Annotated in this window: 11 protein-coding genes; 4 read left to right on the forward strand and 7 right to left on the reverse strand. The window is 70.2% G+C overall.

Going from position 1 to position 8,169, the window contains the following annotated elements; translation table 11 throughout:
• Positions 1–85: 85 nt before the first annotated feature.
• On the forward strand, positions 86–676 hold the full coding sequence (locus tag ABNT58_RS15260) for a glutathione binding-like protein (protein WP_348754314.1): 591 nt from the start codon (positions 86–88) through the stop codon (positions 674–676).
• 1 nt (position 677) lies between these two features.
• On the opposite strand, the gene ABNT58_RS15265 is transcribed toward ABNT58_RS15260, so the two are convergent.
• From ABNT58_RS15265 to ABNT58_RS15280, 4 genes are read right to left on the reverse strand one after another with little or no spacing between them, the layout of a single operon-like run.
• Entirely contained in the window at positions 678–986 is a 309-nt protein-coding gene (locus ABNT58_RS15265) for a hypothetical protein (protein WP_348754315.1), read from the reverse strand.
• On the reverse strand, positions 983–3,565 hold the full coding sequence (locus tag ABNT58_RS15270) for a cbb3-type cytochrome c oxidase subunit I (protein ID WP_348754316.1): 2,583 nt from the start codon (positions 3,563–3,565) through the stop codon (positions 983–985). The genes ABNT58_RS15265 and ABNT58_RS15270 overlap by 4 nt, the downstream gene beginning before the upstream one ends.
• Complete coding sequence (gene coxB, locus ABNT58_RS15275) at positions 3,562–4,545, reverse strand: cytochrome c oxidase subunit II (protein WP_348754317.1); 984 nt, start codon at positions 4,543–4,545, stop codon at positions 3,562–3,564. Before coxB ends, ABNT58_RS15270 begins: the two co-directional genes overlap by 4 nt.
• Positions 4,508–4,873: a c-type cytochrome gene (locus ABNT58_RS15280; RefSeq protein WP_348754318.1), complete on the reverse strand. Its 366-nt coding sequence runs from the start codon at positions 4,871–4,873 to the stop codon at positions 4,508–4,510. Before ABNT58_RS15280 ends, coxB begins: the two co-directional genes overlap by 38 nt.
• 106 nt (positions 4,874–4,979) lie before the next feature.
• On the opposite strand from ABNT58_RS15280, the gene ABNT58_RS15285 reads away from it, so the two are divergent.
• Complete coding sequence (locus ABNT58_RS15285; RefSeq protein ID WP_348754319.1) at positions 4,980–5,603, forward strand: c-type cytochrome; 624 nt, start codon at positions 4,980–4,982, stop codon at positions 5,601–5,603.
• Here ABNT58_RS15285 and ABNT58_RS15290 read toward each other — a convergent pair.
• A complete protein-coding gene (locus ABNT58_RS15290; RefSeq protein WP_348754320.1) occupies positions 5,542–6,189 on the reverse strand; it encodes a cytochrome b/b6 domain-containing protein in 648 nt (215 codons plus the stop codon). The genes ABNT58_RS15285 and ABNT58_RS15290 overlap by 62 nt on opposite strands.
• Complete coding sequence (locus tag ABNT58_RS15295) at positions 6,186–6,950, reverse strand: cytochrome c oxidase assembly protein (protein ID WP_348754321.1); 765 nt, start codon at positions 6,948–6,950, stop codon at positions 6,186–6,188. Before ABNT58_RS15295 ends, ABNT58_RS15290 begins: the two co-directional genes overlap by 4 nt.
• Before the next feature lie 147 nt (positions 6,951–7,097).
• On the opposite strand from ABNT58_RS15295, the gene ABNT58_RS15300 reads away from it, so the two are divergent.
• Both ABNT58_RS15300 and ABNT58_RS15305 read left to right on the forward strand, forming a co-directional pair.
• Entirely contained in the window at positions 7,098–7,229 is a 132-nt protein-coding gene (locus ABNT58_RS15300) for a hypothetical protein (protein WP_348754322.1), read from the forward strand.
• Positions 7,230–7,308: 79 nt separating this feature from the next.
• A complete protein-coding gene (locus ABNT58_RS15305; RefSeq protein ID WP_348754323.1) occupies positions 7,309–7,512 on the forward strand; it encodes a hypothetical protein in 204 nt (67 codons plus the stop codon).
• Positions 7,513–7,522: 10 nt separating this feature from the next.
• On the opposite strand, the gene ABNT58_RS15310 is transcribed toward ABNT58_RS15305, so the two are convergent.
• Positions 7,523–8,169 (reverse strand): SDR family oxidoreductase (locus tag ABNT58_RS15310; RefSeq protein ID WP_348754324.1); only part of this gene is annotated, 647 nt, incomplete at its 5' end.

Below are 8,169 nucleotides of genomic sequence, written 5' to 3' on the forward strand. Positions count from 1 at the left end.
GGCGGGCCGCGCCCGTGCGTGCGCATGCCGATTGCTCCAAGGCCGTTGTGGCGCGAACATGCGCCACCCCCCAAGGAGACACCCCATGAAGCTTTACCTTGCCCCTGGTGCCTGCAGCCTGGCATCGCACATCGCCTTGCATGAAGCCGGCATCGACTTCGACCGCGTCACCGTCGACCTGCGTGCCAAACGCACCGAAGAGGGCCAGGACTTCAGCACCATCAATCCCAAGGGTTATGTGCCCACGCTGGTGCTGGACGATGGCAGCACGCTGACCGAAAACGTCGCGCTGCTGGACTGGATCGCCCAGCGCAGCGGCCAGCAGCTGCCGGGTGGCGAGATGGGTCGCACGCGGTTGCTGGAAATGCTGGCCTTCATCTCCACCGAAGTGCACAAGCAGTTCGGCCGCACCTTCTTCCCGACCAGCGACGCCGAGAAGACGGCCGCACTGGAAAAGGCTTCGCAGCGCCTGCAGTACCTGGCCGGCCAGATGAAGGGCGACTACCTGATGGGCGACGAGATGACGGTGGCCGACGCCTACCTGTACGTGATGCTGCGCTGGGCCGACAGCAAGGGCGCCACCGTGCCGCCGGCGCTGCAGGCCTACCGCCAGCGGCTGGAGCAGCGCCCCGCGGTGCAGCTGGCGCTGCGCCACGAGGGGCTGGACACGCAGTGAGCTAAGGCAGGAACACCAGCGCCGGCACTGCGGTGAACAGCAGCGCGACGGTGGCGATGGCCACCGCGCCCTGCGCGAAGCGGCGGCCGAAGCCGACCAGGCCGCCCTGACCCGACAGCCTTTGCACGCGGCTGAAGTGCCAGCCCATGGCCGCCAGCGCGAGCACGGTGAAGCCCCAGGCCAGCTGGTTGGCCAGCGGCTGGCCCGGCCAGATCTCCACCGCCGCCCAGCACAGCAGGAAGTGCACGAACCAGATGCTGAAGGCGGTGAGCATCAAGCTGCGCACCGTCGCGCGTGCGGTACGGCTCATGCACCCCCCCAGGGCACCAGCCGCGGCAGCAGCAGCCCGGCGGTGCCTTCCATCGCGGCGAACAGGAAGAAGATGCGCAGCGCCTCCAGCGTCTTGTTGGCCGGCCGCGGCGCCAGCCCACGGAGCCAGCGGGCCACGTAGAACAGCGCCGACAGCAGCACCGCCACCACGACGGCGCCGTGCCAGGCCATCATCGCGAACACCGTGGCGCCCTGGCCGCTGGCATCGCCCCGCAGGCCGGCCTGCCACCAGTGCCACAGGTCCACGCCCAGTGCCCCGGCCAGGCACAGCGCGCTCAGGCCCATGGCCGCGGCGCTGTAGCCGGCACCGCGCTCGAAGCGGGCCATCAAGGGCCGCGACGCATAGGCCAGCCCGCCGGCCGCGGCCAGCAAGGTCAAGCCCGGCACCAGCGCCCCCAGCGGCGCGGCCACGCGCCAGGCCTCGGGGTGGGCGTTGAACAGGTACAGGTACGAGAACATCGCCATCACGAAGATGGTGCCCAGCACCACGTCCAGCAGCACCGCGGCCCACCAGCCGTGGGCCTGCGGCCCGGCGGCATAGGTGGGCAGGCGCACGCCGCCGCCCACGTCCACCTCGGCTTGCGGCAGGTGGCGGTCGTTGTCCCACAGCCAGCGCATCAGCCCCGCGATGGCCAGCACGCCGCACAGGGCCGTGAGCACCAGCGCCTTGACGGTGAGCAGCAGGAAGAAGCCCGCGGTGAACACCGCCGCCAGAAACGGCCACCACGAAGGCCCGGGCATGATCTGCAGGTACTGCGGCTCGGCCTGCAGCGGGCTGGTGACCAGCGTCTCGCGCTGGCCGGTGACGCTGCCGGGCAGGAAATAGCGGCCCGCCTCCACATCGGCCGCCAGCTGCGGCTGTGCCCACAGCGGCTCCAGGTCGCGCACGATGGGGATCGAGCGCACCGAGTAGTTGCCCGCCGGCAGCCATTCCAGCGTGCCGCCGTTCCACACGTTGCCGGCTTCTTCTTCCCCCGGGCGTGCGGCACGCGTGAAGCAGCGCACCACATCGACGACGAAGAGCAGCGCGCCAGCGGCCATGACGAAGGCGCCGACGGTGGAGACGAGGTTGGGCACTTCCCACAGCCGGCCCGGCAGGTAGGTGTCCACCCGGCGCGGCATGCCCATCAGCCCGGCCAGGTGCATGGGCAGGAAGCACACGTGCACGCCGATGAACATCAGCCAGAACACCCAGCGGCCCACGCGCTCGGACAGCCGGCGGCCGTTGATCATCGGCGTCCAGTAGTAAAAGCCCGCGAACAGCGGAAACAGCATGCCGCCGATGAGCACGTAGTGGAAATGCGCCACCACGAAGTAGGTGTCGTGCGCCTGGCCGTCGAAGGCCACCATGCCCACCATCACGCCGGTGAGCCCGCCCATCACGAAGATGAGGACGCCGCCCACCAGGAACAGCCCCGGCACGTTGCGCTGCACCCGGCCCGAAGCCAGGGTGGCGATCCACGCGAACACCTGCGCCCCGGCGGGTATGGCCACCGCCATCGAGGCGGCCGAGAAGTAGCCCGCCGCCAGCCCCGGCATGCCCACGGTGAACATGTGGTGCGCCCACACGCCGAAGCTGATGAAGCCGGTGGCGATCATCGCCAGCACCACGATCTCATGCCCCACCAGCCGCTTTTGCGCCACCGTGACCACCATGGTGGACACCATGGCGGATGCAGGGATGAAGATGATGTAGACGTCGGGGTGGCCGAAGAACCAGAACAGGTGCTGGTACAGCAGCGGATCGCCACCGCGCGTGGGGTCGAACAGCGGCCAATTGAAGGCCCGTTCCAGCTCCAGCAGAAACGTGACCAGGATCATCGACGGAAAGGCCAGCAGGATCATCACGCCGAAGATCAGCACCGCCCAGGCATACACCGGCATGCGGGCCAGCGACATGCCGGGCGCGCGGGTGCGCAGCACGCCCACCACCAGTTCGATGGCGCCGGCAATGGCGCTGATCTCGATGAAGCCGATGCCCAGCAACCAGAAGTCGGCGTTGATGCCCTTGGAGTACACGCCCGAGCTGAGCGGCGGGTACATGAACCAGCCGTCCGAAGGCGCCAGGCTGAAGAACACCGAGCCGAAGAACACCGTGCCGCCGATGGCATAGGTCCAGTACGAGTAGGCCGACAGCCGCGGAAACGGCAGGTCGCGCGCGGCCAGCATCTGAGGCAGCAGCATCACCGCGATGGCCTCGATCGCGGGCACCGCGAACAGGAACATCATCACCGAGCCGTGCATGGTGAACAGCTGGTTGTAGGTTTCCTGCGGCACGATGCCGGCCAGCGGCGCCGTCAGCTGCACCCGCATCACCAGCGCCAGCACGCCTGCGCCCAGGAAGAAGGCGAAGGCGGTGACGATGAAGATGAAGCCGATGAAGTTGTTGTTGACGTCGGTGAGCTTGCGGATGCCGGTGGGCGGTGCCCACACCGCCTCCAGCTGCTCCAGCTCGCCTTCGGGCCGATCGCCACGGGTGGGAAAGCGGTCGTAGAGGCGCCGGTCGAAGGCGGTCTCGGCGGGCTCGGCCGCCGCGCCGGGCAAGGCAGCCTGCGTCACCGCAGCGACTCCATGTAGGCCGCCAGCGCCTGCAGCTCGGCCGCGGGCAGCGAGCGGTAGGCCGGCATGCGGTTGTTGGGCTTGATGGACTGGCTGTCGCCGATCCAGCCCACCAGCGTGCCGCGGTTGTTGGGCAGGATGCCGGCGCCCAGTGAACTGCGCGAGCCTACGAAGCTCAGGTCAGGGCCGGCCAGGCCTTGGGCCTCGGTGCCGGCCACGCGGTGGCAGGCGGCGCAGCCCACCTCGTTGAACAGGCGCGCGCCGCGCGCCACCTCGGTGTCTTCGGCCGGCAGCGCGGGGCGCGGTGCGCGGCGCGCGGCCAGCCAGCGTTCCCAATCGTCGGGCGCATGCGCCACCACCACGAAGCCCATCAGCGAATGGGCGCCGCCGCAGAACTCGGCGCACTGGCCACCGTAGCTGCCGGGCTGGTCGGCCAGCAGCCGCAGCTGGTTGGTGCGGCCCGGGATCATGTCCATCTTGCCGCCCAGCCGCGGCACCCAGAAGCTGTGAATCACGTCTTCGGACACCATGTCGATGAGCACCGGCCGGCCGACCGGGATGTGCAGCTCGTTGGCATCGGCCATGAACTCCTGGCCTTGCGCATCCAGGTACGACACCCGCCACCAGTAGATGTTGCCGGACACCCGCATGCGCAGCTCGTCGCCGGTGCTGCGCGTGACGCTGGCCACCAGCAGCGTGCCGCCGGCCAGCAGCACCGCCAGGATGCCCGAGGGAATGATCAGCCCCAGCCACTTGACCACCCGTTCGCCGCCCAGCCTGGCGCGCAGCTCGTCGCTGCCGTAGAGCGCCACCCACAGCGCCGCGCACACGAACAGGAAGATCAGCGTGACCAGGGCCAGCAGCACCCAGGCCAGCGTGCTGATGCTGCTGGACACCGGGCCCTGCGGGTCCAGCACGGGCGGCGGCCAGCCGCGCAGCGCTTCAGCGAGCGCCGAGCTGGAGGAGGTAGGCTGTGACATCACGGGCATCCTGGTCGGACATGGGAAAGGCGGGCATGGCGGTGCCGGGCACCATCGAAGGTGCGTCGCGCACGAAGGCCATCAGCACGCCGGGTTGGTTGGGCAGCTGCCCGGCGATGAGCCCCTGGCGCCCGAACCGGTCGAGCGAAGGACCCAGCCCGCCGCGGGGCCACTGGACGTCGGGGAAGGCATGGCAAGCGGTGCAGCCGTGCTGCATCACCAGCTGGCGGCCACGGGCCACGCTGGCATCGCCCACCGTGGGCGTGCGGTCGGGCGGGCCGTCGCAGCCGGCCAGCAGGCTGCCGGCCAGCAGCAGCAGCAGCCCCACGCTTGACCGGCGTTGGCGCGCCGGGGAAGATGGCCCGCAGCCGATGTCCAACAGCAGTCCCCCCTCACCCATTCGCCGCCCCCGCCATGCCCGTCTGGCCATGGCCTTGGCACTCGTCCTGCCCGCGTGGGGCTGCACCGACCGCATGGCGCCCAGCGCCGACCGTTTCGGCCGCGGCGGCGAACTGATCGCGATGAGCGGCGGCGAAGGCGGCGCACGTTATGCCTGCGTCACCTGCCATGGCGCGCGCGGCGAAGGCAATGGCTTCGATGCGCCGCGCCTGGCCGGTCTGCCGGCCGGCTACCTGCAAAAGCAGATGGAAGACTTTGCCGCCGGCCTGCGGCCGCATGCGGTGATGCGCGACGTGGCCCGCTTCCTGGACAGCCATGAGCGGGTGCAGGTGTCGGCGTACTACGCCGCGTTGCCGGCCGCCGCCCTGGCGCCGGCCACCACCGCAGCGGTGGACTCCGCCACGGCGGCACTGTATGCCCGCGCCTGCCAGAGCTGCCATGGCGTGGACGGTGCAGGCGCGCCCGGCGGGCCGCCGCTGCAGGCGCAACCTGCCCTGTACCTGACGCAGCAGTTGCAGGACTGGCAGCAGTCCAAGCGGCGCAACGACGGCGACCTGGCGATGTTGAAGGTGGCGCAGCAGCTGGATGCGCAAGAGGTCAGGCAGCTGAGCCTCCATCTGTCTGCGATCCCAGCACGCCCGGCTTCCCAGGCCCGTTGAGGTCCAGCATCGAAGGCAGCACGCGGTCTTTCTTGACCACGTAGTGCAGCACCGCCGCACCCGCATGGCCCGGGATGGCCAGCATGGTGAGCCAGACGATCCACAGGTGCAGCGTGGCGGCCCATTGCATCAGCCACCGCTGCAGCCCTTCGGACAGCTGGTCGAACGGCAGGTTGGGAAACGGCAGCACGCCGCCGATGGACAGCGGCAGGTCGCCAGGCAGCGTGGACCACATCACCCAGCCGCTGATCGGCAGCGCGAAGAAGCTGACGTAGAACCAGTTCTGCAGCAGCCGGCTGGCGCGGCCCTGGAAGGAGTCTTCCTCGACGTTCTTCGGGCCGCTGATCTGGCTGCGCCAGAAAAAGCGCAGCGAGCCCAGCGCCATGATGGCCAGGCCGATCTCGGTGTGGGTCTGGTAGCCCAGGTGCTTGTCGCCGCCCACGGGCAGCCAGGCCAGGTACCAGCCATAACCCAGCTGGAACACCATCAGCGCGGCCATCACCCAATGAAAGGCCACGCCGATGGGCGAATACAGGCCGCGGCGGTTGTAGCCCTCGGCCCATTCGATCAGCGAGACGAGGTTCATGCCGCGTCGGCCGCCAGGCCGCGGTGGCGTTCGGCGCGCAGCCAGCGCCAACCGATCCATACCGCCGCCAGCAGGTAGGCGATGCTGCCCGGCGCCCACATCACGATGCCGGCCAGCTGCTGGTCTTCCAGCGGCGACACGCCCCAGCCGAGCGTGGACGCGAAGTGCGGCTCGTACAGCGGCCGCGCCGCGAAGGTGATGAGCGCGCCCAGCAGGCCCATCAACACCGTGCTCACCAAAATGGCAGCCAGCGCACGCGGCGCGTCGCTGCGCTGCAGGGCCAGCCAGAACGCGGCGGCCGTGGCCAGCAGGCTCAGCTGCATCAGTGCATACACCGCATCGGACGACAGCGCGGCGGCATAAGGCCCGGGCACATGCCAGGTCCAGAAGGCGGCGGCGGCCAGCGCCGTGCAAGGCCACAGCGGCGCCGGCAGGCGGCGCAGCCCGGGTGCCAGGCCATGGGCCAGCAAGGGCGCGATCAACAGCACCAGCGCCATGTGGTGCACCACGCGCACGGTGAAAAAGGCCGAGCTGAGCGCGCACAGCGGCGAGACGTAGAGCAGCACCGCCAACACCCAGGCCCAGCGCAGCGACAGGCGCTGGCCGCCGGACAAGGCCGGCAGGCGCCCCGGCAGCCACAACAGCGCGGCGGCCATCAGCAAGCCGGCCCACAGCACCGGGTCGAGGTTCCAGCGGCTCAGCCAGAACTCGGGCGTCGGTGCCTCACCGCAATAAGGGATCCACGTGCGAACTTCCTGCATGGACTGAAGGCGCTCCGGCGCGTGGCAGATCCACCCACTGTGCCGCACAAGACGCCGTGCGCGCGTCGGACGACGCCGCATGTTGAAGAAGGCGAAGCACCCACGTCGCGTAGCGGGCGCGTGCATTGCCGGCTCGGCGCGTCCGCAATGGTGCTGCTGGGCGCCGGCGGCTCAGTGGCCTTTCCGCACCGGCGGCAGCAGGCCGTGACGCTGGGGCTGCTGCTGGTGGTGGCCAGCGCCTGCATCGTGCTGGCGCATGGCATGGGCCTGCCCCGGTAAGCGCCCTGGCCGCTCGTCTGGTGGTCGTCGCCCATCACCAGCGCGGTGTTCCTGGCCTCCGGCGCGGCCACCCACGCTGATGGCCACGCACCGCCGGGCGCAGGGCCAGCTGGTGGTCGCGGCCGTGACCCACGACCTGCGCAGCCCGTTGCTGGCCGCCACCTTGTCCACCATGCTGCTGCGGCGCATGGTGGAGCAGCCCCACGCGGTGGCGGCCATCGACCGGCTGGAGCGCAGCCACCGCCGCATGGATGCACGGCCTGCGGCCGGGGCGGCCGCCTGAGCAGGCGGCTTCAGACCTGGGCCATCCCGCCGTCAACGAACAACTCGGTGCCGTTGATGAAGCTCGCCGCCGGCGAAGCCAGGGAGGCCACGGCCTGGCCGATCTCTTCCGGCTCGCCCAGCCGGCCCAGCGGCACCTGCGCGGCCAGGTGGTCGAACAGCGCCTGCCGGGCTTCTTCGGGCACCAGATCGCCCAGGCCCGGCGTGCGGATGGGGCCGGGGCTCACCGCGTTGACGCGGATGTGGCGGTCCTTCAGATCGAGCGCCCAGGACCGCGCGAAGTTGCGCACCGCCGCCTTGCTGGCGCTGTAGACGCTGAAGCCCGCGGTGCCCTGGATGGACGTGGTGGACGACGTGAGGATGACCGATGCGCCATGGCTGAGCAGGGGCAGCGCTTTCTGCACCGTGAACAGCACGCCGCGCACGTTGGTGGCAAAGATGCGGTCGAAGTGTTCTTCGGTGATGGCGCCCAGCGGCAGCATGTCGCCACCCCCGGCGTTGGCAAACAAGATGTCCAGCCGGCCGGCGCGGCGGGCGATCTCTGCGTACACCGCGTCCAGGTCGGCCAGCACAGAGGCATCGGCGCGCAGCGCCGTGGCCGCCGGCCCGATGCGCTTGGCGGCCACGGCCAGTTCCGCCTGCCGGCGGCCGGTGATGA

The sequence above is a fragment of the uncultured Aquincola sp. genome (assembly GCF_964001545.1).
In the GTDB taxonomy this organism is placed as follows: Bacteria; Pseudomonadota; Gammaproteobacteria; order Burkholderiales; family Burkholderiaceae_C; genus Aquincola.

Bases quoted from the DNA above. Each gene is read 5' to 3' on its own strand.
- ABNT58_RS15260 (WP_348754314.1), top strand. From the start codon at position 86: ATGAAGCTTTACCTTGCCCCTGGTGCCTGCAGCCTGGCATCGCACATC.
- ABNT58_RS15265 (WP_348754315.1), bottom strand. From the start codon at position 986: ATGAGCCGTACCGCACGCGCGACGGTGCGCAGCTTGATGCTCACCGCC.
- coxB (WP_348754317.1), bottom strand. From the start codon at position 4,545: ATGTCACAGCCTACCTCCTCCAGCTCGGCGCTCGCTGAAGCGCTGCGC.
- ABNT58_RS15290 (WP_348754320.1), bottom strand. From the start codon at position 6,189: ATGAACCTCGTCTCGCTGATCGAATGGGCCGAGGGCTACAACCGCCGC.
- ABNT58_RS15295 (WP_348754321.1), bottom strand. From the start codon at position 6,950: ATGCAGGAAGTTCGCACGTGGATCCCTTATTGCGGTGAGGCACCGACG.
- ABNT58_RS15300 (WP_348754322.1), top strand. From the start codon at position 7,098: ATGGTGCTGCTGGGCGCCGGCGGCTCAGTGGCCTTTCCGCACCGGCGG.
- ABNT58_RS15305 (WP_348754323.1), top strand. From the start codon at position 7,309: ATGGCCACGCACCGCCGGGCGCAGGGCCAGCTGGTGGTCGCGGCCGTG.